This window comes from Longirhabdus pacifica, assembly GCF_004115085.1.
GTDB lineage: Bacteria > Bacillota > Bacilli > Paenibacillales > DSM-105158 > Longirhabdus > Longirhabdus pacifica.
The window spans coordinates 1-26,448 of the sequence record NZ_QXJP01000020.1 but is presented as its reverse complement, the minus strand read 5'-3'; the positions used below and the strand labels follow the sequence as shown (position 1 = coordinate 26,448).

General features: G+C 38.2%; 28 protein-coding genes and 1 other annotated feature. Of the genes, 21 read left to right on the top strand and 7 right to left on the bottom strand.

What is annotated here, in order from left to right:
- Window positions 1-63: 63 nt before the first annotated feature.
- Complete coding sequence (locus tag D1Z92_RS13300; RefSeq protein ID WP_164931620.1) at window positions 64-1,086, top strand: YncE family protein; 1,023 nt, start codon at window positions 64-66, stop codon at window positions 1,084-1,086.
- Window positions 1,087-1,147: 61 nt separating this feature from the next.
- Complete coding sequence (locus tag D1Z92_RS13295; protein ID WP_128896159.1) at window positions 1,148-1,672, top strand: DUF6143 family protein; 525 nt, start codon at window positions 1,148-1,150, stop codon at window positions 1,670-1,672.
- Between the two features lie 108 nt (window positions 1,673-1,780).
- On the opposite strand, the gene D1Z92_RS13290 is transcribed toward D1Z92_RS13295, so the two are convergent.
- A complete protein-coding gene (locus D1Z92_RS13290) occupies window positions 1,781-2,305 on the bottom strand; it encodes a phosphatase PAP2 family protein (protein WP_128896206.1) in 525 nt (174 codons plus the stop codon).
- Between the two features lie 718 nt (window positions 2,306-3,023).
- Between D1Z92_RS13290 and D1Z92_RS13285 the strand changes: the two genes are divergently transcribed.
- The 9 genes from D1Z92_RS13285 (at window position 3,024) to D1Z92_RS13245 (ending at window position 12,063) form a co-directional block, all read left to right on the top strand.
- On the top strand, window positions 3,024-4,187 hold the full coding sequence (locus D1Z92_RS13285) for a glycosyltransferase family 4 protein (RefSeq protein WP_128896205.1): 1,164 nt from the start codon (window positions 3,024-3,026) through the stop codon (window positions 4,185-4,187).
- Between the two features lie 228 nt (window positions 4,188-4,415).
- Complete coding sequence (gene infC / locus D1Z92_RS13280; protein ID WP_128896158.1) at window positions 4,416-4,955, top strand: translation initiation factor IF-3; 540 nt, start codon at window positions 4,416-4,418, stop codon at window positions 4,953-4,955.
- Between the two features lie 31 nt (window positions 4,956-4,986).
- Entirely contained in the window at window positions 4,987-5,187 is a 201-nt protein-coding gene (rpmI, locus tag D1Z92_RS13275) for a 50S ribosomal protein L35 (protein WP_128896157.1), read from the top strand.
- A 16-nt stretch (window positions 5,188-5,203) separates the two neighbouring features.
- The gene (rplT, locus tag D1Z92_RS13270) at window positions 5,204-5,563 is read left to right on the top strand and encodes a 50S ribosomal protein L20 (RefSeq protein ID WP_128896156.1); all 360 of its coding nucleotides are present in this window, start codon (window positions 5,204-5,206) and stop codon (window positions 5,561-5,563) included.
- A 184-nt stretch (window positions 5,564-5,747) separates the two neighbouring features.
- Window positions 5,748-6,006, top strand: a binding site (T-box leader).
- Window positions 6,007-6,069: 63 nt separating this feature from the next.
- On the top strand, window positions 6,070-7,821 hold the full coding sequence (ilvB, locus tag D1Z92_RS13265) for a biosynthetic-type acetolactate synthase large subunit (protein ID WP_128896155.1): 1,752 nt from the start codon (window positions 6,070-6,072) through the stop codon (window positions 7,819-7,821).
- Complete coding sequence (ilvN, locus tag D1Z92_RS13260; protein WP_128896154.1) at window positions 7,818-8,321, top strand: acetolactate synthase small subunit; 504 nt, start codon at window positions 7,818-7,820, stop codon at window positions 8,319-8,321. The genes ilvB and ilvN overlap by 4 nt, the downstream gene beginning before the upstream one ends.
- Before the next feature lie 27 nt (window positions 8,322-8,348).
- Window positions 8,349-9,341, top strand: coding sequence for a ketol-acid reductoisomerase (gene ilvC, locus D1Z92_RS13255; RefSeq protein WP_128896153.1), 993 nt, complete (start codon window positions 8,349-8,351; stop codon window positions 9,339-9,341).
- Window positions 9,342-9,386: 45 nt separating this feature from the next.
- The gene (locus tag D1Z92_RS13250) at window positions 9,387-10,937 is read left to right on the top strand and encodes a 2-isopropylmalate synthase (protein ID WP_128896152.1); all 1,551 of its coding nucleotides are present in this window, start codon (window positions 9,387-9,389) and stop codon (window positions 10,935-10,937) included.
- Between the two features lie 226 nt (window positions 10,938-11,163).
- Entirely contained in the window at window positions 11,164-12,063 is a 900-nt protein-coding gene (locus tag D1Z92_RS13245) for a PhzF family phenazine biosynthesis protein (protein WP_128896151.1), read from the top strand.
- On the opposite strand, the gene D1Z92_RS13240 is transcribed toward D1Z92_RS13245, so the two are convergent.
- The 5 genes from D1Z92_RS13240 to D1Z92_RS18005 form a co-directional block, all read right to left on the bottom strand.
- Window positions 12,058-12,954 carry a LysR family transcriptional regulator gene (locus tag D1Z92_RS13240; protein ID WP_128896150.1) on the bottom strand — a complete coding sequence of 299 codons (897 nt, stop codon included), beginning with the start codon at window positions 12,952-12,954 and terminating at the stop codon, window positions 12,058-12,060. The two genes, D1Z92_RS13245 and D1Z92_RS13240, sit on opposite strands and share 6 nt — an antisense overlap.
- Window positions 12,955-12,957: 3 nt before the next feature.
- Window positions 12,958-13,392 (bottom strand): hypothetical protein, encoded by a 435-nt coding sequence (locus D1Z92_RS13235; protein ID WP_128896149.1) that lies wholly within the window; start codon window positions 13,390-13,392, stop codon window positions 12,958-12,960.
- A 332-nt stretch (window positions 13,393-13,724) separates the two neighbouring features.
- The gene (locus D1Z92_RS13230) at window positions 13,725-14,174 is read right to left on the bottom strand and encodes a GyrI-like domain-containing protein (protein WP_128896148.1); all 450 of its coding nucleotides are present in this window, start codon (window positions 14,172-14,174) and stop codon (window positions 13,725-13,727) included.
- Window positions 14,175-14,379: 205 nt separating this feature from the next.
- Complete coding sequence (locus tag D1Z92_RS13225; protein ID WP_128896147.1) at window positions 14,380-15,267, bottom strand: AraC family transcriptional regulator; 888 nt, start codon at window positions 15,265-15,267, stop codon at window positions 14,380-14,382.
- Between the two features lie 278 nt (window positions 15,268-15,545).
- Entirely contained in the window at window positions 15,546-15,629 is an 84-nt protein-coding gene (locus tag D1Z92_RS18005; RefSeq protein ID WP_503104917.1) for a hypothetical protein, read from the bottom strand.
- 1,249 nt (window positions 15,630-16,878) lie between these two features.
- On the opposite strand from D1Z92_RS18005, the gene leuB reads away from it, so the two are divergent.
- Window positions 16,879-17,961 carry a 3-isopropylmalate dehydrogenase gene (gene leuB / locus D1Z92_RS13220; protein ID WP_128896146.1) on the top strand — a complete coding sequence of 361 codons (1,083 nt, stop codon included), beginning with the start codon at window positions 16,879-16,881 and terminating at the stop codon, window positions 17,959-17,961.
- 36 nt (window positions 17,962-17,997) lie between these two features.
- Entirely contained in the window at window positions 17,998-18,153 is a 156-nt protein-coding gene (locus tag D1Z92_RS13215) for a TrmO family methyltransferase domain-containing protein (protein ID WP_240666732.1), read from the top strand.
- Window positions 18,154-18,256: 103 nt separating this feature from the next.
- Here D1Z92_RS13215 and D1Z92_RS13210 read toward each other — a convergent pair whose 3' ends face one another.
- On the bottom strand, window positions 18,257-19,324 hold the full coding sequence (locus tag D1Z92_RS13210) for a hypothetical protein (protein ID WP_128896145.1): 1,068 nt from the start codon (window positions 19,322-19,324) through the stop codon (window positions 18,257-18,259).
- Window positions 19,325-19,671: 347 nt separating this feature from the next.
- Here D1Z92_RS13210 and D1Z92_RS13205 point away from each other — a divergent pair, with 347 nt between their 5' ends.
- From D1Z92_RS13205 to D1Z92_RS13170, 8 genes are all read left to right on the top strand, one after another.
- Complete coding sequence (locus tag D1Z92_RS13205; protein WP_128896144.1) at window positions 19,672-20,220, top strand: peroxiredoxin; 549 nt, start codon at window positions 19,672-19,674, stop codon at window positions 20,218-20,220.
- Between the two features lie 98 nt (window positions 20,221-20,318).
- The gene (locus tag D1Z92_RS13200; RefSeq protein ID WP_128896203.1) at window positions 20,319-20,768 is read left to right on the top strand and encodes a redoxin domain-containing protein; all 450 of its coding nucleotides are present in this window, start codon (window positions 20,319-20,321) and stop codon (window positions 20,766-20,768) included.
- A gap of 11 nt (window positions 20,769-20,779) precedes the next feature.
- The gene (gene gcvH / locus D1Z92_RS13195) at window positions 20,780-21,166 is read left to right on the top strand and encodes a glycine cleavage system protein GcvH (protein WP_128896143.1); all 387 of its coding nucleotides are present in this window, start codon (window positions 20,780-20,782) and stop codon (window positions 21,164-21,166) included.
- 192 nt (window positions 21,167-21,358) lie between these two features.
- Window positions 21,359-23,188: a cation:proton antiporter family protein gene (locus D1Z92_RS13190; protein WP_128896142.1), complete on the top strand. Its 1,830-nt coding sequence runs from the start codon at window positions 21,359-21,361 to the stop codon at window positions 23,186-23,188.
- A gap of 109 nt (window positions 23,189-23,297) precedes the next feature.
- On the top strand, window positions 23,298-23,723 hold the full coding sequence (locus tag D1Z92_RS13185) for a hypothetical protein (protein ID WP_128896141.1): 426 nt from the start codon (window positions 23,298-23,300) through the stop codon (window positions 23,721-23,723).
- A 252-nt stretch (window positions 23,724-23,975) separates the two neighbouring features.
- Entirely contained in the window at window positions 23,976-24,548 is a 573-nt protein-coding gene (locus tag D1Z92_RS13180; RefSeq protein ID WP_128896140.1) for a hypothetical protein, read from the top strand.
- Between the two features lie 72 nt (window positions 24,549-24,620).
- Window positions 24,621-26,129 carry a leucyl aminopeptidase gene (locus tag D1Z92_RS13175; RefSeq protein ID WP_128896139.1) on the top strand — a complete coding sequence of 503 codons (1,509 nt, stop codon included), beginning with the start codon at window positions 24,621-24,623 and terminating at the stop codon, window positions 26,127-26,129.
- A 190-nt stretch (window positions 26,130-26,319) separates the two neighbouring features.
- The coding region (locus tag D1Z92_RS13170) for a helix-turn-helix domain-containing protein (protein ID WP_164931619.1) at window positions 26,320-26,448 on the top strand (129 nt) is incomplete at its 3' end.

Genomic DNA, 26,448 nt, shown 5'->3' with positions numbered 1-26,448 from the left:
CATTGTCAACATAAAAGGATGCTTGAGATGGGTCATACAAAATAGCACACAGAGGTGATGAGCTTGATAAGAAAGCCAGAGTTCGTTTATGTCACTAATAGTGGGTCAGATACATTATCCATTATTAATACAAAAACAAACAGAGTAGTGAAAACATTAAAGTTACTTAGGATGCCAATAGATATAGCAGAATCTCCAGATAATAAACTACTGTATATCAGTAACACAGGCACGAACAAACTATCTGTTGTCAGTACAGTTACAGACAAAGTCGTCGACACCATAAAGGTAGGTAGAATGCCTAGAGATGTTGATTTTGATACGGCGGAAAGATTCATTTTTTCAGTAGATCGCGGGTCAAATAGTGTATCGGTCATTAATGCAAATACGAATAAGGTAACAAAAACAATTAAAGTGGGAAGAAGTCCATTTGTATCTAGTTTTACTCCAGACGGAAAAAAGTACTATGTTGCTAATTCTGGTGGGAATCATGTTTCCGTTATTAACACTAATAGAATGAAAGTGTCCAAAAAAATTAGGGTCGGTAGAAATCCTCAGCAGGCTCGTGTGACACGCGATGGGAAATTTGTCTATGTGCCGAACAAAGGGTCCAATACCGTTTCCGTTATCAGGGTAGCGACAGATAAAGTTGTCAAAACAGTTAGGGTAGGCAAGGGACCAATCAGATCATTTATTACGCCAGATAACAAATTTGTCTATATAAGTAATGAAAATGCTAATAGTGTGTCTGTCATTAGAGCTTCTGACAACAAAGTCATCAAGACATTACGGGTTGGAAGAAAGCCTTTTGTAGGGATTTTCACTCCAAACGGTAAGTTTTATTATCTTAGTAACAAAGGAGGAAATACGATATCCGTCATTTCCGTCAACAAGAATCAAGTCGTCGACACGATTAGAGTAGGTAGGAATCCTGCTATTGGCAGGTTTACGGCTGATGGGAGATTTTATTATATCCCTAATTCAGGAACCAATTGCGTTTCCGTCATAAGAACATCAACAAATAAAGTGGTTCGAAATATTAGAGTGGGTAAAAATCCATTTTCCGCACTTATACTTCCAATGTAATGGGATATTAAAATAAGTGGAACATCACTATGCCGTTAATATATGTTGAGGAGAACTGTGCATGAAGAAAAAAAGAAAAGCGAGGCCGGTTGTTAATATTGTAAATCCTGCCTTTCAATCTAGTCGAGGTAGATCCTTTGCAGGTACGTCTAATATTTTGACTTTTGGCGGCAACACTTTTGCATGGGCTAGATTAGTCAATCCTTCTAGATCTAAGGTGAACTTATTTCTTGATTTTTTTAATATTACTAACTTCTCAAAGCATCCATTTTCCGCTTTTTTCTTTATTGATGCTATTCCTCCTGGAAGAAGAATTAGAACTAAAAATGTTACTAACTTAAACACGAACGTGAATACGTTACCTAGAGGCGTAGTCCAATTTAACCCATCTGTTAGAAGGAAACCAGTAGGAGGAGTAAATTATTCTGAGAGAAGAGTGCCAGGAAATGAGTCCGTAACGAGTGGTCAAATCAGCGGGAAAGTGATTATAGGTCCTGGAAATTCGATTTTAATATTTTTGACCAGTTCATCCATGACGAAAGCTAGGGTGGGATTTGAATGGTGGGAGAGAAAAACTATTTTTTAATACAACAGCATTTACAACAGCATGAAATAACCAAAATGAATCGACATGTGAATCATTTTGGTTATTTCACATATGCGTTTTTTGTCTTTCATTATGATGAATATCTAATTAAGAAAAAATAGATACAGATAATAGGGCGGCGCTATAGCCAATCATACTTCCAACGACAACATCAGAAGGATAATGCAATCCCAAATATATTCTGGATATACCTACCATCATGGATAAAGGCAGAAGAAAAAAAGTTAAAAGTGGATAATAGATCATAAACGTAGAAAATATAGAAAAAGCTGCCGTCGTGTGACCAGATGGAAATGAGTGATCGGTTAATGGATCTTTGCACGTATTTGTCTTTGGTAGTACAAGATATGGTCGCAACCTTGGTAACTTCTTTTTAATAATCGCTACGGGAATATGACTGATGGTCAATGCTAATAGTGCTGCTAAACCGATATATCTTAGGGGCTCATTTCCGAGAATGACAAAGCCTAGACACAGCGTTATCGTGAATAAAGCTCCACCTAAATATGTGATGGTATGCATGAGAAGATCGAGAATAGCATGTCTCTTTTGATTAATAAATTGAAATAAACGAATTTCATAATGTTGAAGTACATGAACGACACGATGCATACGAATCACCTCTTTTATTATTATAAACAAAAAGTTTATGGCTCCTTACAACTAGGTGAATAACATAAACAGAAGTTGATGTCTCATGTGGCTCTTTTGTAAGGAATGATAAGATGAGTATGTTTATCATTATATTATGAAAGCAGTTTGTTAATGCTGTGTTAAGTACATTTAAAATAAAATAAATTTTAAGGATAAGTTGAACTTGTTCAACTTATTACCGCTAAATATAAGATGAAGAAATTTAAATATAAAACTTTACGCCTGGCAACTGAGGCGTAAACTTGTACTTCATGATTTCTTCGTCTTTAATACAAGTTGAACTTGTTCAACTTATTACCTATAAACATAAGATGAAGAAATTTCAATATGAACCTTTACGCCTGGCAACTGAGGCGTAAACTAGTAACTCATGATTTTTTCATCTTAAATGTAAGTTGGATGAACTTGTTCAACCAACATCGCTATCATTCAAATATTATCACTAATGTACAACTTTTGCGAGTAGCGCTTACCTTAAATGCATAAGATAAAATAATATCATTTTTATCTTATTTAACAATAACATGATATTCCATTAATATTCGATGTATAATATATGGAAAGAAACACTATGGAGCGTAATAAAATTGCATATAAGCATCATGATGCATTAAAAGTATAATTTTAGGTGCAGGAAGGAGAGAAGTACGTTGCCAGTGATAAAGTACGTACAGTTATGAGAGTAGCTATATTTACTGACACTTACTTGCCTGAAGTTAACGGTGTCGCCAAAACACTTGGTCGATGGGTTGATTATTTAAAACGACAGCAAGTGGAGTGTAAAGTGTTTGCCCCTTCTCCGCAATGGGGGGATGGTAACTTGTATCATGAACAACAAATTATCGTAGAACGGTTTCACAGCTTTCCTTTTCTTTTATATCCCGAATGCAGACTAGGTATTCCCAACCCCATCCAGCTAAAAAAATCACTCAAAGAATTACAACCAGATATCATTCATGTCGCAACTCCTTTCAACATGGGCTTATACGGACAACGTTATGCAAAGAAACATGGTATACCGCTTGTGGCATCCTATCATACTCATTTCGATAAATACTTATCTTATTATAAAATTCCATGGATGGAACAAATTTTTTGGAAGTATATGCATTGGTTTCATCAAGATTGTGAGAAAGTATATGTACCTTCTCAATCCACCATGGATCATATCGCACCTCGAGGGTTTAAAAAGATGGAAATATGGGGTCGAGGCATTGACACGGAAAAATTTCAACCTGAAGTGGATCGCAAGGCTGTATTAAGTAAGCATGGCCTCGATCATCATAAGTATACGATATTATTTGTTGGACGTATTGCGCCTGAGAAGGGCATTGATGTGCTTTTATCATCGTTTCATTCCTTACCTACTCGTATTAAGGATCATGCTCAACTTACTATCGTTGGAGACGGACCATTATATTCTGAATTAAAAGAAAAATATAAAGATCATAAGTCAATAACACTACTTGGTTTTGTAAAAGGACAGCCACTCATGGATTTATATGCTGCGGCTGACGTGTTTTTATTCCCTTCTGCAACGGAAACGTTTGGCAATGTTGTTCTGGAATCCATGGCAAGTGGAACCCCTGTCATTGGCGCTAACGCAGGCGGCGTGAAAGATAATGTACAGCATGGAGTGACAGGCTTACTTTGCGAGCCGGATCGCAGTGATGAATTTACGAAAGCCTTAATACACTTGCATGATCATGAAAAACATAGAATCAGCTTATCGAAACAAGCGAGAGCCTACAGTAAAAAGCAATCGTGGGATGTTATTTTTGAAAACTTACATCATAGTTATGAAAATGTTATTTCACAAAAGGCTGCCGTTATTGTATAATGTTTTTTGCGATGATCCTTGACACATGTTCTTTTAGCTGGTAATATGTATTTGTTTGATATAACGTATCATATGAATGATGAAAGTAGAAGCGCCCGCTTCTCACCTGACTAATTACGTATTAGCTGGTATACCGTCATAGTATATAAAAGTGTGTGACACTTATTATTATAACTGTGTAACGATGAGAAGGGATGTGGGTGTGAACTCACATTTTTTTAATGCGCAATTTTACTTACCTTATGGAGGTGGCAAATTATTAGTAAAGATCATTTCGTTAATGAGAACATTCGCGCAAGGGAAGTTCGCCTAATTGGTGTTGATGGAGAACAGGTCGGAATCAAGTCAACTAGAGAAGCATTACAAATGGCTGCGGACGCAGGTTTAGACTTAGTTGCTGTTGCACCAAATGCAAAACCACCTGTTTGTCGAATCATGGATTACGGCAAATATCGTTATGAAATGCAAAAGAAAGAAAAAGAAGCGCGTAAAAATCAGAAGATTGTTGAACTAAAAGAAGTTCGTTTTAGTGCTACGATTGAAGAACATGATTACAAAACGAAACTTCGTAAAGTAGAGAAATTCTTGAAAAACGAAGATAAAGTAAAGTGCTCTGTTCGTTTTCGCGGTAGAGAAATTACACACGCAGACATCGGTAGAAAAGTGTTGGAGCGTGTAGCTAAAGAGGTTGAGGAATACGCGGTTGTTGAGCGCAGACCTAAGCTCGAAGGCAGAAGTATGATTATGATTTTAGCACCTAAATCTTAAAGTAGACCAATTTCGTCAGGAGGATTTTGTCATGCCTAAAATGAAAACTCATAGCAGTTTGAAAGGTCGCTTTAAAGTGACTGGCACAGGAAAAATCAAAAGATACAAAGCATATAAAAATCACTTATTATCTGGCAAATCACCACGTCAAAAACGTGATTTGGGCAAGCACCCTATTATGGCTGCTGGAGACGTAAAAAGATTGAAACAACAGTTAAACAACTTGAAATAATCAGGAGGTTTTATAAATGGCAAGAGTAAAGGGCGGATTTGTAGTACGTCGTCGTCGTAATAAAATATTAAAGCTTGCTAAAGGTTACTTTGGCTCAAAGCATAGATTATATAAAACAGCAAATGAACAAGTAATGAAATCTTACATGTATGCATACCGTGACCGTCGTCAGCGTAAGCGTGATTTCCGTAGATTATGGATCGTTCGTATTAACGCAGCTGCACGTATAAACGGATTGTCTTACAGTAAATTAATGCACGGTTTAAAATTAGCTGGCGTTGACATTAACCGTAAAATGTTAGCTGATTTAGCTGTTTCCGATGCAAAAGCATTTGCGGATCTTGCAGGAATCGCAAAACAAAAAGTACAAGCTTAGTCGTTTTTGCATCACGTTAAAACGATAACATAGAGCAAGAAAGCAAAAAGAACTGTGATATAAGCAGTTCTTTTTGTTTGCAATAAAATGAAAACGTTTACAATATATTCGTTATGTTTTTTTAATAAAAATACATTGACACTTTAAAATACAGCCGCTATAATGATAGAAAATTCATGAACAGTTACTAGCAATGAAGAGGAAGAAGTTGTAGGGCACTTATGTTCAGAGAGTGAAGAATTTAGCTGAGAGCTTCACCTTAATCCCTAATTAACGAGCTCACCTCGGAGCTATTTTCCTGAAAGAGACTAGTCTTTACTAGGGAAAATCGGTTAGCATACGTTATGATGCTTAGGTAAATTTTTACCTATGGAGACTATATGTCGTGAGGCATGTAGTAAATGAGGGTGGTACCACGAAAGCTAACCCCTTTCGTCCCTGTACACATATGTGTCGGGAACGAGAGGGGTTTATTTTATTTTAAATATGAGAGAGGAGGAATAAATATGCAAGCGCAAATGAAAAATCAACCATCATCGGTATTGAATGATGAGCTTAGAGAACAATTGATGCAGCCAGATGAAATTACGGGGTCAGAAATATTATTACGATCTTTATTGTTACAAGGTGTGGAATGTGTCTTTGGCTATCCTGGAGGGGCTGTACTTTACATTTACGATGCCATGCATGACAATCCGCATTTCAAGCACTTGTTAACGAGGCATGAGCAGGGTGCCATTCACGCTGCTGATGGGTATGCAAGATCCACAGGAAAAGTAGGCGTGTGTATCGCAACGTCAGGACCAGGGGCTACAAATTTGGTCACAGGCATTGCGACCGCAAATATGGACTCTGTCCCACTCGTTGTCATTACGGGTAACGTATTTACAACTGCTATTGGCACGGATGCTTTCCAAGAAGCAGACATTACTGGCATTACACTACCGATTACAAAGCATAGCTATCTTGTAAAGAAAGCGGAGGACTTATCATCCGTCATCCAAGAGGCATTTCATATTGCAAGTACTGGGAGAAAAGGCCCCGTACTAATCGATATACCGAAAGATGTTTCAGCGAACAAAGCGATATTCAATCCGCTTCCTAGCGTTAATATAAGAGGGTATCATCCTACGGTCATGCCAAATAAATTACAAGTTAACAGACTTGTAGAAGCGATACAGCAAGCGGAAAGGCCTGTCATACTAGCAGGTAATGGCGTTATTCATGCTGATGCAGATCAAGCATTGTTGCAGTTTGCCAATACGACAAATATTCCAGTGACGACGACGTTGTTGGGCATTGGTGGATTCCCTAGTAACCATGAATTATGGTTGGGCATGCCGGGTATGCATGGGACGTATGCAGCGAATCATGCCATTCAAAATTGTGATCTTCTCATTGGTATTGGAGCAAGATTTGACGATAGGGTAACGATGAATACTAAAGGATTTGCACCGAAAGCAACGATTGCCCATATCGATGTTGATCCTGCTGAAATTGGAAAAACATTAGAGACCGCTATTCCTTGTGTGGGAGATATCAAACACGTCTTGGAATATGCGAATAAGAAAGTAGAACGTGCCAATACAGATGCTTGGGTTCAGAAAGTGCAAACGTGGAAGAAAGAATATCCGTTATCCTTTGCGGACAGCGAAGAAGAGCTTAAACCTCAGTATGTTATTTCTATGATTAACGACACGACCGACGGAGAAGCCATTATTACAACGGACGTTGGTCAGCATCAGATGTGGGTTGCACAATATTATCAATTCAATCATCCTCGTTCTCTCATTACATCTGGTGGACTAGGTACGATGGGATTTGGTTTTCCTGCAGCCGTAGGGGCACAAATGGCAGATAGAAATCGCCTTGTCATTTCTATTAATGGTGATGGTGGAATGCAGATGTGTGCGCAAGAGTTAGCGATTTGTGCCATCCACAACATTCCCGTCAAAGTCGTGGTCATTAACAATGGTGTACTCGGCATGGTACGTCAGTGGCAGGAAATTATTTACGATGAGCGCTACAGTCATATTAACCTCGAAGGTAGTCCAGATTTTGTGAAATTAGCAGAAGCGTATGGGGTACGAGGGCTGCGAGCGAGCAACAAAGCAGAGGCAGCGGAAGTATGGAAGCAAGCGCTAGATATAAATGGACCTGTACTCATAGAATTTTGTGTATCTCAATCGGAAAATGTGTATCCGATGGTCACACAAGGGAAAACCATTGATCAAATGATTATGGGGGATGAGCAATGAAACAGGAAAAATATACAATCTCTATCCTCGTAAATAATCAGCCAGGAGTACTTCAACGCGTTGCTGGGTTATTTGCTAGAAGAGGATACAATATTGAAAGTATCACAGTTGGTAGTTCAGAAGAACAGGGCCTTTCCCGTATGATTATCGTGACGACTGGTGATGACAAAATTGTAGAGCAAATTAGTAAGCAGCTGTATAAATTGATTGATGTCATCAAAGTAGTGGAACTTAGTTCCAATTCTACGGTTTCCAGAGAGTTAGCGTTAATTAAAGTGGGAATAGAAGTAGAGCAAAGACAGCAAATTTTTGGCATTGTGGAAACGTTCCGTGCTTCCGTCGTCGATGTAGGTTCTAAAACGATGATGGTGCAAGTGGTTGGCGGTACGGATAAAGTAGACGCCATGATTGAATTATTAAAGCCATTTGGTATTACAGGACTTTCCCGAACGGGAGTCACTGCATTAAGAAGAGGATTAAGTCAACAAAAAACTAACTAAACGTATATTCTTGAGGAGGAATAAACAATGGCAGTAACAATGTATTATGAACAAGACGCAGACATCAATGTATTACAGGGGAAAACAATTGCAATTATAGGATATGGATCTCAAGGTCATGCGCAAGCACAAAACTTAAGAGATAGTGGACTAAACGTGATTATTGGACTTCGTCCAGGCCGTTCTTGGAATACAGCGGAAGAAGACGGATTTGAAGTGGTGACAGTAGAAGAGGCAGCAAAAAGAGCGGATGTTATTCAAATTTTAATGCCAGATGAAGTACAAGGTACAGTGTATAAAACACAAATTGAGCCACATTTGAAAGACGGGGTAGCGATATTGTTCTCCCATGGTTTCAATGTTCATTATGGCCAAATTGTACCGAATGAGAAGACGGACGTACTGCTCATTGCTCCAAAATCACCGGGACATTTAGTGCGTCGCACGTATGTTGAAGGCTTCGGAGTACCAGGGCTAATCGCGGTAGAACAAGACGCAACAGGAAATGCGCATGCCATTGGTTTAGCATATGCAAAAGGCATTGGCTGTACACGTGCGGGTTTAATCGAAACGACGTTCCGTGAGGAAACAGAAACAGACTTATTCGGAGAGCAAGCGGTACTTTGCGGCGGAGCGACAGCATTAGTAAAAGCTGGTTTCGAAACGTTGACAGAAGCAGGATACCAACCAGAAGTTGCATATTTTGAGTGTCTACATGAATTGAAATTGATCGTAGATTTAATGTATGAAGGTGGATTGGCTACGATGCGTCATTCTATTAGTGACACAGCAGAATACGGTGACTACGTAACAGGTCCAAGAATCGTGACCGAAGAAACAAAGAAAGAAATGAAAAAAGTACTAGAAGATATCCAAGATGGTACGTTCGCACGTAACTTTATTTTAGAAAATCAATCCAATCGTGCGTTCTTCACTGCAACACGTCGCAAAGAATCAGAGCATTCTATTGAGCAAGTAGGTAGTAAGCTTCGTGACATGATGCAGTGGATCAATAAATAAAAAAACAAGTTGAGTGGATGGTCTATACTAAAGGAGGTGTTGGGGATGAGAAAAATTCATGTGTTCGATACAACATTAAGAGATGGTGAGCAGTCACCAGGTGTAAATCTAAATACCCAAGAGAAGGTGCAGGTCGCGCTGCAATTAGAAAAGTTGGGTGTAGATCTCATGGAAGCGGGGTTTCCTGCAGCATCACCAGGAGATTTAACCAGTGTGAGTACCGTGGCAAAAGCGGTGAAAAACGCTACCGTCGTCGCCCTTTCTCGCTCGAGAGAACAAGATATAGAAGCGGCAAAGGAGGCATTGCAATATGCTGAAAACCCTTGTCTGCACTTATTTCTTGCAACATCTCCTATACATCGGAAATATAAATTGAAGATGAGTAAAGAGCAAGTCATGGAACAAGCGAGAGCATCTATACGATATGCGAAGCAGTATTTCTCCAAGATTGAGTTTTCCGCTGAAGATGCTGGCCGAACAGAGTTAGACTTTTTATGTGAAGTGACAGCGATGGCAGTGCAAGAAGGAGTATCCATCGTCAACTTACCAGACACGGTAGGCTATATGACACCACAAGAGTACGGGAATATTTTTAAAACGTTAAAACAAAATGTGCCTGGCATTGAAAAAATAATACTCAGCTGTCATTGCCATAATGATTTGGGCATGGCGGTTGCCAATTCCCTTGCTGCTATCGAAAATGGGGCGGATCAAATCGAGGGGACCATCAACGGAATTGGAGAACGTGCCGGCAACACAGCGATAGAAGAAGTGGCGCTTGCTCTAGAAACGAGAAACAGCGTGTATGAAGCGAAAACATCGTTGCAATTAGATGAAATATATCGCACAAGTCGTATGGTGAGTAAATTAACAGGTATGGTCGTTCCAGGCAACAAAGCCATTGTGGGAGGCAATGCGTTTGCTCATGAAGCAGGCATTCACCAAGATGGTATGCTCAAAGAGAAATCAACGTATGAAATTATGTCGCCAGACATGATTGGGGTAAAAGACAGTAAGTTGGTGCTTGGGAAGCATTCTGGACGACATGCTTTTCGTGAAAAGCTGATCGACTTAGGCTACACACTAGAAGATGATCAAATCAACACCGCTTTTCAAAAGTTCAAAGACTTAGCAGATAAGAAAAAGCAAGTCAATGACGATGATATTCGTACGATTGTAGAAGAAAAGTTAATTCAAACCGTACAGTATTTTAAACTGGAAGCGATGCAAGTCACTTACGGTAACAAATCCGTACCGATGGCTACTGTGAGTATCCATACTCGCGAAGGTGAACAACTGGAAGAAGCAGCGCTTGGGAATGGTTCTGTAGATGCGATTTACAAAGCGATAGACAAAGTAACAGGCGAATCCGTGACGTTGCAAGATTACAAAATTGTATCTGTGTCGCACGGTAAAGATGCACAAGGTGAGGTGTATGTTATCTTGGCACAAGATGACATCACCGTGCAAGGTAGAGGTGTAAGTACCGATATACTTGAGGCCAGTGCGAAAGCATACATTCATGCTGTAAATCGCTTGCTGGAAAAGCGGGAACAAGGCGATGCGAGCAAGCGCGACAATGTGTCGTTAGTGTAGGTGGGTTAAAGAAGACTGAACTACGATAAATAATATAGGTAATTTGTTTAGGGTTGAGAGCTATTTTCCATTAGGGGGAGTAGCTCTTTTTACATGTAAATATCAAGATAAAACACATACATTAGTTTTTCTCATCTAATACATAAGAAACATTCATTTTACTAATACAATAAAGGGAGATACACTTTAGTTAAGCTATAAAAAGGAAAATGAAGGAGAGATAACGATGAGAAAAATTAGGGTGTATCAAGTTGATGCTTTTACGGACAAAAAATTTAGTGGTAACGCTGCCGGTGTTGTTCTTGATGGAGATGAACTATCTGTTAAAGAAATGCAACACATTGCAGCAGAATTAAACCAATCTGAAACGGTGTTTCTTTTAAAGACAAAGCATCATGGAGCAGATTACAAAGTGAAGTATTACACACCTAAAGAGGAAATAAATTTTTGTGGTCACGCAACAGTGGCATTGGGATGGCTGCTTGCCACTCATTTTCGTTACGGTGAGATAGCGAATGAAATTATATTGGAGACGAATATAGGATTAGTGCCTTTAACGTTGATAAAAGAAGAGCAGCGTGTGGTTCAGATTGAAATGACACAAATTGCTCCAGAAATAAAAGAAATTAATATGCATCAAACAGAAGCGGCATCTTTATTAGGAATACAAGCAGAAGACATTCATGATGATTATCCCATCAAGCTAGCAAGTACAGGAAACTGGCATCTTTTAATACCAGTAAAAAATCAAAGCGCCATAGATCATGCAAAACCTAACTTTACAGCGTTAGCCGATCATAATCGAAAATATGGCATCAGCACGACGCATTTATTTACATTTCAAACAGATGAAGCAGAGTATGACCTGTATACACGTGATTTTCTTCCAGCTATCGGACTTCAAGAAGATCCGGTTACAGGTGCAGCTAATGGAGCTTTAGCAGGTTATTTAATGAAAGAAGGCTTTCTTGATGCAAAAATGCCTCATCATTTAACTATAGGTCAAGGTAATGCAATGGGAAGGCCTGGAACATTGCATGTTAACGTAGAAATGAAAAATAATCAGCCCGTTGTAAAAGTTGCTGGTTCTGCTGTTGTTGTTATGGAAGGTACGTTGATGTTATAAAGTTATTGCATTATTTTTTTCTTGCAAAGTTTCTCTAGTCATAGTAAGAAAGTGGCTGGCAGCAGGAGATAGAGAATGAAGGGAACGTGCAGCTATTCCTACTTCTCTATATACTGGTGGATTTAATTTTAATATTTTGAAAGCAAAAGGCTCTGTAACGTTGTTAGGTATAGCTAGTTCCGGAACAATAGAAAGTCCTATTCCTTCTTGCACCATAGATAAAATTGTTATATTGTCTGCCACTTCTAATATCGTATTAGGCTGAATATGATTCGCTTTGAAAGCTTGTTTGATGAGTTGATCGCATCCCGCTTTTGGCATAATGAACGCTTGTTGTGCTAGATCTTGAATCGTTACATTGTCTTTTGCATATAATGCATGCTGCTGTGGTATAAGAAGGTGTAAATAGTCTTTGCATAACGGAGTCCAATCTAATTCTTTGCATGGCGGGATGATAAAGCCTAATTCAATTTGCCCTGTTGTCAGCCATTTTAAAATGTCATCATACCCTCCTTCATGTAACTCTATTTCAATGAGGGGATATTGTTGATTGAATAACGAGATGATCTTAGGAAGTAACTTTGCTGAAACGCTTGGAAAGGAACCTAGCTTCAATTTCCCTGCGACAAGCCCTTTTATTTGTGCCGCTTCTTGTTGCATTAATTCATTATAGTACATGATTTGCTGAACATGCTTCGCGATTCTTTCTCCTGCATCTGTAAGATTACTCCCATTTCTGCTTCTATAAAAAAGTGTAACACCTAGTTCGGACTCTAGAGTGGAAATAACGTGGCTTACTCCAGATTGTGACAACCTTAATTGTTCACCAGTCTTTGTAAAACTTTTTGTTTGGATAACGGAGAGGAACACTTCATATGGAAAAAGGGACATAATCTAGCTCGCTCCTTTCGTTATCGAACTGGGTAACTCTTGTTCGTTAAAATAAAACCTTACTTTGTCAGGATTCTGTGGTATGTCTATATGTAGAATGATGCTATTTCGCAACTGATCCTCATTCACTCCATCCATTGCTTTCAAATCAAATGTTAATTCATTTCTTTTTAACTTTACATCTGCCTCTAAAGTTACATAACTAAGAGGACTTGAAAGATAGTAAATGAAAGCTTCGTATCCACTCTCGTCTCGTTTCACTTCATAAGTATGAAATTGATTAGGTTCTGCCTGATCCACCCATGCTTTCATTTCAGAGTCTAACTGATCATACTCCCATATTTCAAAATTCACACTTCTATCTCCTACTACTATCATAAATACCGCAATAGCAAGGACTACAAGTGAAATCCATATCATTAACTTCTTCTTTTTCATTTTATGTTGTTCTCCATTCTCTCTAATTCAGTGATAGTGTTGTTGTAAAAATGTATGAATTTCAACATTAATTTTAAGCTACGCCTACCGACATTCATGTCCCACTTACTCATTGGGCTACGCCATTCTCACTCCTTGAAGTGGGAGTCTTCTGTCGGAAAAAGATAATCTTTTTTCTGGTAGAGTTATGGTAAATGAAATTTATTCAAATTATATCATAGTAACAACCCAGTAACGACTCTAAGACAAAGAGTGACTGGGTTGTGGCTTTTTTTATTTACTTATTATCATCGACCTAGCTTATTTAGTTTATAGTTTTTATTTCTCATTTATCATTTAATAGGAAAATACAAGTCTACTTCTGAATCTGGATGATCGGGTCCCAAAAATCTTTCATCATAACATTCAAACTCAGGTGCACGCAAAAATACATGCTCTTTTTCTGATAGATCATTTATTTTAGAGATCGTATCTTTTATCTTACTTACCGGTCCGCGGTGTGTGTATACTGCATAGTAACTAGCAGGTATTTCTTTGTATATCATGTTGCTTAGTGCAGGTGCATCTTTTTTTACCTCAGCTCCGGCCATATACAAGAAAGAATCTTCTTCTGGAAAACAGATGCCATACGTTGATTCGCTTACTACCATGTCAGACAATTCGTGCTCACGTGCAATAAACGTATCCCACAACTGTGGTATTTGACGGGAATTGTTTTTATCTAGCGTACACTCCATCCCTATAACGCAAAATTCTTCTTTAAAAACGTTCTTCATTTTCATGCAAAACCCTCCAATATAGATTGTTATTTGTGACACCTATTTACATTGGCCAATGTAAGTTCACTCTGTTCAAACATATAAGAGCGATCAATCGTTACCTCTTGCTTATATTATGCTATATTGGAAGCTTATTATTTTGATTTCGTTTGCTTAAATGCGTTGATCATTTTTGCTATATAAGATGAAGAAATGATGGGATACAAGTTTACGCTTTGCCGATTGATATAGGTTGAACGGGAAAATATAAATCTATCTGACTATCTTCATGAAGAGGACCGAGAAACCTCTGGTCATATCGTTCAAAATCAGGAGCTTGTAATATTTCATATCCTGACTCTGGCAGCCAAGTTTTAAAAATGTGCATTAATGTTTCAGAAATCTTGTGTGTAGGTCCTTGATGGGTAAATACAGCATAGGTGTTAGCAGGCACTTTTTGTATTACCATCCCGCTTATGGTTGGGGTATTTTCGTCAACTTCTGCCCCAGCTGTGTAACAAAAATGTGTCTCATCTTGCGGTGCACATATACCGTACGTAATGTCTTTGTTTGGACTAGCAATCTCATGTTCACGTTCAAGAAGATGCTCCCACATGACAGGGATTTTATTACCGTTAGATGTACCATCATACCGGAGATGACTACATTGCATGCCCATAATATAGAAAGTATCTTTTTCCACAAAACGCGAAGGATGTATTGTAGTAAGTGTTGAACTGTCTAATTCGTTACTAATATGTATTTTTTGAAAAGTTTGTATGGGTTGCCGATCTAAACGGTATTTTCCTGGTGTAACTCCGAATTGTTGTTGAAAAGCTCTAGTAAAAGCTGCTTGCGATTCAAATTGACACTGTAAAGCGATGTCTATAATCTTTTCTTTCCCTTGCAGTATTGCAAAGGATGCGACGGTTAGTCTTCGTTTGCGGATATACTCGGTAATAGTAAAACCTGTTATGCCATGAAAGACACGGTGAAAATGGTAGGGGGAAAACCCTGCTTGCTGTGCAACTTCGTGAAAAGTAATGGGCTCCGTTAGATGCTGGTCTATATAATCAATACTGCGTTGTAGAATGGTTTTCATATGTAATGTGGACAAAATCTTTTCTCCTTTCTTTAATTCTTTGCATCCCTTTTTATATGTTTAGGAATGCATTTTCATTTTAACAAACTTTAAGATGACGACGTGTTACATTAAATCAAGAAGAATGCTATAAGTGGAGGAGTATCTTTTCTATTTTAATCGATAGTGAGACTGAAATTTTGATTAATCTTGCTATTGCTGAAAAATAAATGTTAAACAATGTTAAACAAAGTACGGTATAGAACTTTAACTTTATATGATGTCGCTTATTTGTTTGCAGACACGGGGGCGGCTTACTTTTTTTTGTTGAATAACAGTATCACCACAATTACACTAGTGAATTGTATCATTATCGTTAGTGACTGATATACTGTCATTTTCCTCACCTCCTTCCCTTTAAAAAACTGAAGGGAAATGCTGAAGGTTAAGGAGCCGACCACCTTGCCGAGCTGTATCTATGCACTCATACAGAACTAGACATGATGAAACAAATTCAAAAAGTTCTTTCTAAAAAAGGGGACACACGATCTATATCCTTTTTTATCATGGATGATACATAATGTAAGAAAGACTAGTCCAGCAAGCATAATCAATAGGTTAGATTAAGGATTAAAGAGCTTATTAGAAAACAATCATAGTGGAAGAACTTGAAAATAACAAAGAGAAGTATTAAAAGATCATTGTGTCTCAAGTTCCTTTGAATGTAGGATTTTCAGCTTTATTTAATTGGATAGCGGATTTATTCGCAAATTTCATCCAACGAGAGTTTGTATACACCTCCTCCGATACGAGGCATTACTGGGATGTTAAAGCGTATGAATCTTTCCTACACGCAACCTACCTGCGTAAAAATCAGGGTTATGAATTCGTATACTTTCATTGCATCACCTCTTACTGTGAGGAAGAACGCTCATCACCTGAATTACATTTTGTATAATTAAATATGCAAAATAACTTTGATAGTTGGTAGTGTGTATATTTAATTATACAAAAAAATTGATTGTGATATAATAAGAGTTACAAGTGGGTACACTAAAATAAAAACCACAAGTGCTCGAACACTTGTGGTGGAGTAACAATAGATGCCCAGAAGGGCATGGCTCATGTTTAGTCACAAAAAGTAAGCTGCAACCTTTGGACGAGGGCAGCTTACTTTTTTTTCGTAGTAAACTCGATGGACAATTCTCCTACCTAATCCTTTAATAACAAGTTTTAGTCTAATTATCATCGTGGCAACACCTCCTCTCTTTTCCGAGTTGATGAAAAGAAAACGATAAGGTGAGCCAAGCCCTCGTGAGCCGTTCTATTGAAAACTCTTAAATCTATCATACCATAAACTGGTTAGTGGAATGAAAAAGTATGTAGATACTACATAGGAGGGATCTAAATTTGATCGGCTACACTTAGCTGATCGGAAAAGTAGCCATAATGTGCAGTAGGACACAATTGAAATCTTCTCAGTAGCATCAGCGTCATGTTGTTGGATAAACCAATAAATTAGTTTTCTGTATCATCTGCTCTTATTCATAGTTTAAATCTATAAAGATCATAGAATTAATATCTTAGCCAACTAGAGTCATGCGTGGTATAACATGTATATAGATTAATTTAGGAGCGTGAGTGCATATGGCAAAAGTAAAAAAAATAGCAGTACTACGTGGCGATGGTATTGGTTCAGAAGTAGTAACAGAAGCGTTGAAAGTGCTGGAAAAATGTGAGTCTCTTTTCGACGTTAAATTTGAAATAGAAGAAGGTTTATTTGGAGGCATAGCGATTGATGAAGCTGGTAGTCCACTTCCTTCCTCTACATTAGAACTGTGTAAAAAAGCAGATGCTGTTTTATTAGGTGCAGTGGGAGGTCCGAAATGGGATAACAATCCCAAAGAGCTTCGCCCTGAAACAGGATTGCTTGCTTTAAGAAAAGAACTGGGGTTGTATTCTAACATTCGCCCCGCAGTCGTTTTTGATTGCTTAATGGATGCATCAACCATTAAACCAGAAGTGTTAAAAGGAACAGATATGATCGTGGTCAGAGAATTGACAGGCGGCATTTACTTTGGGGATAAATTTAGAAAAGATACGGCAGAAGGGCAAGTTGCTGTCGATACTTGTGCATATAGTGAGTCAGAAGTAGAAAGAATTGTTACGCAAGCATTTGAAATTGCGCGCAAACGAAACAAAAAACTAGCTTCCGTAGATAAGGCCAATGTGTTAGAGACATCTAGGTTATGGAGAGAAGTAGTGGAAAAAGTAGCAACAGACTATCCAGATGTGGAGTTGGAGCACGTACTTGTTGATAATTGTGCCATGCAGTTATTGCGTCGTCCGGCTAGCTTTGATGTCATTGTGACGGAGAACATGTTTGGAGATATCCTTAGTGATGAAGCGGCAATGCTCACGGGATCTATCGGAATGTTATCTTCAGCTTCATTAGGAGAAGGAAGTTTTGGTCTATATGAACCTGTACATGGATCAGCGCCAGATATAGCGGGAGAACAGCTTGCCAACCCCATTGCAACCATACTTTCCCTTGCTTTAATGTTTCAATTAAGCTTTGATGAGCAGGAAATAGCAAGTACCATTGAAAAAGCAGTAAAGAAAGTATTAGATGATGGGAATAGAACTAGCGATATTGCTGTGTCACCAGAAAGTAAGTTGACAACTTCACAAATGGGTGATGCTATTGTGGAGGCAATGGGTACGGTGTAATAGAGTTTAGAGGAACTTCATCTTCTGTTGCTGAAAGTGGATGGATTACACATCACTGTTCAATCATTGGACGCTATTGATGGAACCCCTGTGCTGGATATCAAAACGTATATGGAAGAGTTTTCTCCTTTAGGCGAGGTCAAGCAACCTGAATGGTCTAAAGAGATAATGAGGAAATACTATTCAATTTAAATCACTGTAAATATCCCCCATGTTGTGTAAGCTTTTCATTTTACTTCACAAGGTGGGGGACTTTCATTTAGGTGTTTACATTAAAGAATTACAAGCAGCTTCATTAATAAGGAACTTCCATAAACACATCATCTTCTGGCGTAAGTGTAAAATGTCCATCTGTATGAATCATTTTGTTGTTGGATTCCATTAAGCTTCTCACTTCTGCGTCATCGTTCATGGTTTTAAAAGCGTATTGATAGAAATAATGAGGAACAGCATAAACGTGTTTTTTAGCAATATCTGTTGCACTATACGCCCACGGTTTGATTTGCGTAAAGGCAACCATCTGTTCCAGCTCCCTGTTGTCATCACCTGTTAAAGGACCCGTTGCCGCACTTGTTTTTGTAGCTTCTACAATAACGCCATCTTGAATAAATTGTTGCACGTACTCACGAACCACTTCTCCTGTCCATTTACCTCCAAGATAATCTTTTGCATATTTGGAATAATACGGATCGAGTAAAGCAATTCTATTTGGCATTAAATTTTCAGCGATGTTTCCCGCCTTCACATCATCACTAATTAATTTCGTCACATGAACAGCCATCTGATTACCTAAAGAATGTCCTACTATCCGAATGTTGTTTCCTGTATAACCTTCCATGGCTTTCACATAACTATCATAGAACAATTCCCCAGCCGAGACTTGTGGCATATTATCGTATCTTGATTCACCAGTGCTATCTTTCCATCTCATACCTACATTACTATAATCGCTAGTCCAGATTTTGGCTTCTGCATCTTTCACTTCACCTTCATCAGACAATTGATTCCAGTAAAATATACCGACGTTCCATCCTTGTTGTTTCCATGAAGTCAACGTGTTGGCATATATTTCTTCACCATATTTATCTGTATCGCTAAATAAAAAGCTCTCTCTAAATTTATTTAATGTTGTTCCATTTTGCCATCCATGAACATAAATGACAGTTGGGCGATCAGCTATAAAATTTTCTGTTTTGGAAGGTTGATTGTTCTCGTCAAACCAGTACAACCCTACATCTAATTCATCCCAATTGAAAATAGCATCCCAGTCAATAGAGTAGTTTTCTTTTGCTAGTGTAGTGATGACAGAAGCTTGGAATATGGCAAAAGCAAATAAAGTGATTGTCATCATTTTTAATGACATATACAGACATTCCTCCTTAAGTATTAGTTTTAGTAAAATTAAATAAACAGAAAATTTTGAATTGTTACACTAATAGTGCTACAACCCGCTATTCGCCGCTTTCAAATAAAAATGTAGCACATAAAAAAAGAGATAGCAATGTGTTTTTACTGTAATTAAGTAAAATTTTACTAAAAATAAGTAAATATACATAAAAGAATAGCAACATGACAGGTCATCATCCTGTACTGATTATTTGTTATATTATGGTGAGTAAACAGGGAATACTAAAGTAGAAGGATGTTTGTAATAGATGGTTCATTCATTATCACAGTATATTGAAGCATATAAGGAGGACTCTCGTTAAAATGGCAGAGCGTTTAGTAGGTAAACCTGCTCCTGATTTCACCATGGAGACAGCATTAGGAGACGGACAAGCATTTGGACAGGCTTCATTATTTGATTACAAAAGCAAGTGGTTCATTATGTTTTTCTATCCACTTGATTTTACTTTTGTATGTCCTACCGAAATTACAGCTTTAAGTGATGAAGCAGAGATTTTTGAAGATCTGGAGACGGAAATTTTAGGCGTGAGCGTGGACAGCAAATTTTCTCATCGTGCATGGATTAACACACCGCGAGATTCCAATGGACTGGGCAATATAAAGTTTCCATTAGCAGCAGATATAACGAAATCAGTTGCACGTGATTATGGCGTTTTAATTGAAGAAGAAGGTGTCGCACTCCGTGGATTATTCATTATTGATCCGGAAGGGGAAGTGAAATATCAGGTCGTCAATCATAACGATGTGGGTAGGAGTGTGGATGAGACGGTTCGTGTACTTCAAGCATTGCAATCTGGTGGACTATGTCCAGCCAATTGGAAACCTGGAGATGACAATTTAGTATCAGGCTGAGATACTTTATCATATCGTACACTCTCCTTTCATGGAGGGTGTTTTCCATTTAATATAAGTAAAATGAACTTTTTGAAAAGGAGTTGAACAGGATGCCAATGCGATTGCGGTCTGAACTTCCTGCTTTTGAAGGCGTAACCGAATGGATAAATGGGGAAGTTTCCAAAGAAGATGTACAAGGAAAACCCGTTCTCATTCATTTTTGGGCAGTCAGTTGTCATATGTGTAAAGAAGGTTTACCACTAATCAATGAATGGAGAAGTAAATACGAACAGGAATATGATTTACAAGTCATCGGTGTTCATATGCCTCGGTCAGAGAAAGATACGGATATTACCGTTGTCAAAGACGTCATTAAGCAGTATAATTTGGAACATCCAGTAATGGTGGATAACAAACATGTCGTTACGGATGTATTTCAGAATGAATATGTTCCAGCCTATTACTTGTTTGATGGTGAGCAAAAGCTGAGACATTTTCAAGCAGGTGAAAAAGGTTTAGCCTTGGTGGAAAAAAGATTACATAAAGTATTAGGTGTAGAAACATAGGAGGGATAACCATGAACGTACCAAAAGAGTATAAATATAGTGATGAGCACGTATGGGTAAAAGTAGAAGGTGATGTCGTCACAGCAGGGATAACGGAATTTGCGCAAAATGAATTAGGCGAGATTGTATTCGTAGAGCTACCTGAAGTAGGGGATACAGTCGAATATGCTGAACCATTCGGTAGTTTGGAATCTGTAAAAACAGTATCCGAACTGTATGCTCCAGTAACTGGTGAAATTGTAGAAATTAATGAAGCGTTGGATGTATCGCCTGAATTCGTCAATCAATCTTCATTTGAAAAAGGCTGGATGATTAAAATTAAAGTGTCTGATACTGCTGAATTGGACAAACTATGGACAGCTGAAAAATACGTAGAAACATACAGTACAGATTCTTAATAAAAAAATATAATTTCTTTTTAGTATCGTGCAACCTATATAATAGAAAGAAAATTCTAAAATAAAAAGAAAACACTCATTTACTTCAAAGTAGAACATGTACAAACCTTATGGTATAATTATCTAGAAAAAGCCAGAGAATGAGATTCTCTGGCTTTCTTTTTCAATGTGAGAGTGTAGGGGTGAAGAGAAATGGAACATGGAACAGAAACATCACTCGTATCTTTAATGATCGTAGTGGGTGTAGCTTTTATCGTACCAATTATATTACATCGCTTTAAATTAAAAATGATTCCAGTAGTCGTAGCCGAAATTATTGCAGGTTTATTGCTGGGTAAAAGTGGTCTTGATATTATCGCGGAAGATGAATGGTTGACTTTACTGTCGACATTTGGCCTCATTTATTTAATGTTTTTGAGTGGATTAGAAATTGATTTCAAATCTTTTAGTAATAAAAGAAATAATAGTAAGGTGAAGGTCAATCCCATTACGCTATCCATCGTGATATTTATTTTTATTCTAGCTATTTCATACGGGCTTGCACTGTTATTAATGCTAGTGGGCGTCGTTACCGAACCTTATTTAATGACGATAATTATATCTACCATATCATTAGGTGTAGTCGTTCCCGTTTTGAAAGAAAAGCGTTTGCTGGAAACCCCATTGGGACAAACCTTACTCATGGTGACAGTGGTTTCAGATTTTGTGACGATGATTTTACTCGCTTTCTTTATTAGCGTATCTTCGGAGAGTAGAGAGCAAATGTTTTATTTGTTACTGTTTTTCGTCGTCGTTATTGGTGTCTTTGTATTTATTCGTCGAGTGATGCGTGGGAAAGTGCTGGATGCATTAAAAACAGGGACAGTACAGATGGGTACGCGAGCCGTGTTTGCGCTTATATTATTGTTCGTCGTCTTGTCAGAAACGCTGCAAGTAGAAATGATTTTAGGTGCATTTTTAGCGGGAGTCATTGTATCTGTAGTGGCACCGAACAGAGAATTCATACATCAATTAGATTCATTTGGTTATGGTTTTCTCATTCCGATATTCTTCGTCATGATTGGAGTCAACATGAACGTATGGGAGTTATTAACGGATGTTAAAGTGCTATTCTTTATCCCGTTACTCCTTGCTGCTATATTTATTTCTAAGTTTGTACCTGCATTAATATTAAGGTTCTGGTACTCATGGAAAGAAGTGCTCGGTTCTGGTATCTTACTATCTTCAACGTTAAGTTTAGTTATTGTCGCAGCAACGGTTGCTGTGGATGTTGGCATTATTGATGAAACGATGCAAGGCGCACTCATACTTGTTGCCGTGTTATCTTGTTTAATTGCTCCCATATTGTTTAATCAGGTATTCCCTGATGTAGAGTCTAAGCAAAAAGTTATTGCTATTGTCGGAGCAAATCATATTACACTGCCTGTATCTCAAGATTTAATACATGAAGGTTATAGTGTAGAAATGTATAGTGCACACCCACTAGAGGATGATGGGAAAGGGGACAAGCATAGTAAATTCCCACTAATGGAAGTACCATCGTTATCTGTGGATGTGTTAACGGAGCAAGGCGCATTTAATGCCGATGTGATTGTATTTGGAACGATGGATGATGATGTCAATATTGCTTTAGGTAATCATGCTAAGTCATTGTACATGGAACAAGTTATTGTACGTATTGAAGATCCTGCCAAGCTGGATGAAGTGCAGCAGGGGGTAACGACGATGTCCACTCTATATGCTTCTCGTATGCTGTTGAAAGCCGTGATAGAGCATCCAAGTGCAGTCAAGTTAATGACGGATCATGATGATTCTATACAGGAAGTCGAAGTGAACAATGGACTGTATCATAATGTATATTTGAAAGACTTACCTTTCTTAGACAACACATTGATTTTGCGTATTTACCGAGGAGATTCATTCATTATCCCTCATGGAACATCACAAATACAAATGGGTGATCGATTATTAGTAAGCGGAGATATTGAACCGATACAAGAATTAAAGCTAGCATTAGAGTAGCAGAAGCTAACAACTCATCCAATAACTTTCTCTTGCATATGGTGTGTGAAGGGATTACAGTATAACCATTATGCATGAAGTAGATGAAAGGGAGCAGGAGGAGTAGCATATGAGTTTTTGTTGTGGAGCTAGTATGATTGGAGATACAGGCAATTTACGTTATAACAAGACACACATTATTAATGTTCCGATGCTGTTTTGCCCTGTTTGTAAAAGGACAGAAGTGCATCATCGAGTGCAACAAGAGTTCGAGATTCTTGCAGAATACGCACAGGATGATCTTGCAATAGAAGTAGATTTTCAGCAGTACTTTCATGCAGAGAAATTGGAACATCTTTACGATAATTGTGTGAATACCGAATCCGATACGGAACAAAACATCGTTTCTGATCAGATTAATATAGCGTTAGATTTGTTATTGTTTGCTCAGTCTATTCAGGATAAAGATTGGGAAGGTAAGTTGAAACATCGATTGCAAGTGTTAAGTAACAAAAAAGCCAGTTTACACAGAGAGCAATACACTAGATTGACATGAACATGTGACATAGCTGGAAATGGTAAAGGTATTGTATTTCTCAGTCTAGGGTAACGTTACATTTTGTGTTTAAAGGTACACCATAGGTTAACGGGAAAGGCTATCGCGATATTGCGTTAGTCTTTTTTTGCGCAGTAGTTTGCGTAATATGATAAAATTGGAAATAAATGCTTGGGGTATACAATATCAGCACAAAACGTTACTACCTTAAATGTATGCAGAAGACAAAAGTAAAAGAAAAGGAGTGTTGATATGAAAAAATGGTTGGTGATTGCGGCGGTGATCGTTTTGTTTGCCGCGGGATATTACGTATATGAGGATGCAAAATGGACTTTTGAAGAAGAGAAAGAAGATGTATTGCAAAAGCAAAAAGAAGGTTATGTAAAAGAAAGTGATATGTTTGAAATACAAGTATCTATTAGTAGTAGCAAGGATGAAGGTTTACATTATTCGCTGGATTTAGACAATGCAAAAGAAAGAATGTACGATGTTGAATTAAGTATGGCATTGCATCAGAGTATTGTGGAGCGATTTTATTTTTATAGCATTAGCAAGTTTACTTCTACTTTGATGGGGGACTGGGATGTTGATATTGTCCCGAGAGAGTTAAAACAAGGCGATGAAGCACCAGGTATGGTAGTAGGAACTTCTTTCGGTTTAAGTGAACTAACGGTGGATGACGTTTTCCTGGAAGATTATAAGAAAGTATACGTTAAAGTCACATGGGATTCAGAAGATGGGGAAACACAATACGCTTACATGAATCTAATCGCTAATACGGATCAAGAGGTGGAAGATTTCCTCATCGCATCTTTAAAGGAATAAATATATTGCATTGAATAACCGTCTATTTGCTTTATAATGAAATAAGGTAATAGAAAAATGGAGGGTTAATGGATGAACGAAAATATGATAACTATACATCTGATTGAAGATGAAGCATATAAAACAGCAGTAACACCGCAAAGCGCTTGGATAACAGTAGTACAAGAGGGAACGTCTGATTTACCTTCTATTCATCCGCAGCTGGATCAAGCGATCGTGGATTTGCAGCAAAAAAAGATGTTTACAGGGAAGTTAAAGCAATTTCGTCTTTTCCCCACTTACGGCCTTATAGCAGCTGATTCCATTGTATACGCAGGCATAGGTTCTGACATGATGGATACGCACGCTTGGAGAATGATAGGTGTGAAAATGGGCAGGGAGGCAATGCAGCATGAATTAACAACATTGCAAGTGACTGATCTTTCTCATTTGATGAGTCAGGCAACAGAAGAGATCATCCCGATGTTAGCTGCATTTGTAGAAGGGTTGCAATTAGGACAATACGAAATTAAATCGTATCAGAAAGACGCTTCACCGTCGGTTAAACTACATACAGTGACCATAGATTTGAGCGGTAGTACACACGATAAAGTAGCCTTGGAGCAGAAGCTGACCTATGCACTGACATTAGCAAAAGGTACGAACTATGCGAGAGATTTAACCAATCTACCGGGTAATAAATTTACACCAGAAATGTTTGCAGAGGAAGCAGTGAGATTAGCAAAACAGCACAACTTCTCCTACGAAATTTTAGATGAACAACAAATGAAACAAAAGGGCATGGGTGGTGTGCTTGCAGTGGGTCAAGGTAGTGCGAATCCACCGCGTATGATTACACTTCAATATCAAGGTGACCCAAATAGTGATGACGTCATTGCACTTGTGGGAAAAGGGATTACGTTTGATACAGGTGGTATCTCCATTAAACCTAATGCCGGAATGGCAGAAATGGTTAGTGACATGGGAGGAGGCGCAGTTGTTCTTGGTGTCATGGATATTATCGGAAAGAGTTTGCCGAAAAAAAATGTCATTGCCGTCATTCCAGCTGCTGAAAATATGCCTTCAAGTACAGCGTATAAACCGGGGGATGTAATTACCACATTAAGCGGTAAAACGATTGAAGTGCTCAATACGGATGCCGAAGGTAGAATTGTATTAGCTGACGCTATGACGTATGCCAAGCAGCTTGGCGCAACAAAAATTATTGAGAACTCCACCTTAACAGGTGCTGTGCTTGTACTATTGGATCATGTAGCAACGGGTGCAGTAACAAATAATGAAGCTTTTTGGCAAGACTTCCATGAAGCAACAAAGTATAGTGGTGAAAAAGTATGGTTGATGCCATCGTACGAAGAGTTGAGAAAAAAATTAAAGAGTGATGTGGCAGATATTAATAACAGTCCTGGCAGGGGCGGTTCTATGATTACAGCTGGTTTATTTATTGGAGAGTTTGCTGAAGGAACTCCTTGGATTCATCTAGATACAGGCGGATCATCTTGGTTGAATCAACAAAGCGATATTGATCCGAAGTATGCTACAGGCGCGATGGTTAGAACGATTGCGGCATTTATTCATCCATAAACAAGAAGGAATAGTGAGCCCCCTATGGTGAGTAAGAGCATAGGGGGCTTTATCTTTTTCCGACAGAAGACTCCCACTTCAACGGTGAGAAGGGCGTAGCCCCATGAGTAAGTAGGAGATGAATGTCGGTAGGCGTAGCCTAAGATTGTTTGTTATAATTTAGATATTGCTAGAAAGTGAGGTGATAACAATGTTAGTCAATAAAGCCTATAAGTTTCGTATCTATCCGAATCAAGAACAAGAAATACTAATTGCCAAAACAATCGGCTGTTCTCGTTTTGTGTTCAATAGGTTTTTAGCACTTTGGATTGATACTTAC

Bases quoted from the DNA above. Each gene is read 5' to 3' on its own strand.
- D1Z92_RS13180 (WP_128896140.1), top strand. From the start codon at position 23,976: ATGAAAAAATGGTTGGTGATTGCGGCGGTGATCGTTTTGTTTGCCGCG.
- D1Z92_RS13285 (WP_128896205.1), top strand. From the start codon at position 3,024: ATGAGAGTAGCTATATTTACTGACACTTACTTGCCTGAAGTTAACGGT.
- D1Z92_RS13235 (WP_128896149.1), bottom strand. From the start codon at position 13,392: ATGAAAAAGAAGAAGTTAATGATATGGATTTCACTTGTAGTCCTTGCT.
- D1Z92_RS13190 (WP_128896142.1), top strand. From the start codon at position 21,359: ATGGAACATGGAACAGAAACATCACTCGTATCTTTAATGATCGTAGTG.
- D1Z92_RS13295 (WP_128896159.1), top strand. From the start codon at position 1,148: ATGAAGAAAAAAAGAAAAGCGAGGCCGGTTGTTAATATTGTAAATCCT.
- ilvB (WP_128896155.1), top strand. From the start codon at position 6,070: ATGCAAGCGCAAATGAAAAATCAACCATCATCGGTATTGAATGATGAG.
- D1Z92_RS13205 (WP_128896144.1), top strand. From the start codon at position 19,672: ATGGCAGAGCGTTTAGTAGGTAAACCTGCTCCTGATTTCACCATGGAG.
- D1Z92_RS18005 (WP_503104917.1), bottom strand. From the start codon at position 15,629: ATGACAGTATATCAGTCACTAACGATAATGATACAATTCACTAGTGTA.
- D1Z92_RS13200 (WP_128896203.1), top strand. From the start codon at position 20,319: ATGCGATTGCGGTCTGAACTTCCTGCTTTTGAAGGCGTAACCGAATGG.
- D1Z92_RS13245 (WP_128896151.1), top strand. From the start codon at position 11,164: ATGAGAAAAATTAGGGTGTATCAAGTTGATGCTTTTACGGACAAAAAA.
- D1Z92_RS13230 (WP_128896148.1), bottom strand. From the start codon at position 14,174: ATGAAAATGAAGAACGTTTTTAAAGAAGAATTTTGCGTTATAGGGATG.
- ilvC (WP_128896153.1), top strand. From the start codon at position 8,349: ATGGCAGTAACAATGTATTATGAACAAGACGCAGACATCAATGTATTA.
- gcvH (WP_128896143.1), top strand. From the start codon at position 20,780: ATGAACGTACCAAAAGAGTATAAATATAGTGATGAGCACGTATGGGTA.
- D1Z92_RS13175 (WP_128896139.1), top strand. From the start codon at position 24,621: ATGAACGAAAATATGATAACTATACATCTGATTGAAGATGAAGCATAT.
- ilvN (WP_128896154.1), top strand. From the start codon at position 7,818: ATGAAACAGGAAAAATATACAATCTCTATCCTCGTAAATAATCAGCCA.
- D1Z92_RS13185 (WP_128896141.1), top strand. From the start codon at position 23,298: ATGAGTTTTTGTTGTGGAGCTAGTATGATTGGAGATACAGGCAATTTA.
- D1Z92_RS13250 (WP_128896152.1), top strand. From the start codon at position 9,387: ATGAGAAAAATTCATGTGTTCGATACAACATTAAGAGATGGTGAGCAG.
- rplT (WP_128896156.1), top strand. From the start codon at position 5,204: ATGGCAAGAGTAAAGGGCGGATTTGTAGTACGTCGTCGTCGTAATAAA.
- D1Z92_RS13240 (WP_128896150.1), bottom strand. From the start codon at position 12,954: ATGTCCCTTTTTCCATATGAAGTGTTCCTCTCCGTTATCCAAACAAAA.
- leuB (WP_128896146.1), top strand. From the start codon at position 16,879: ATGGCAAAAGTAAAAAAAATAGCAGTACTACGTGGCGATGGTATTGGT.
- D1Z92_RS13290 (WP_128896206.1), bottom strand. From the start codon at position 2,305: ATGCATCGTGTCGTTCATGTACTTCAACATTATGAAATTCGTTTATTT.
- rpmI (WP_128896157.1), top strand. From the start codon at position 4,987: ATGCCTAAAATGAAAACTCATAGCAGTTTGAAAGGTCGCTTTAAAGTG.
- D1Z92_RS13210 (WP_128896145.1), bottom strand. From the start codon at position 19,324: ATGTCATTAAAAATGATGACAATCACTTTATTTGCTTTTGCCATATTC.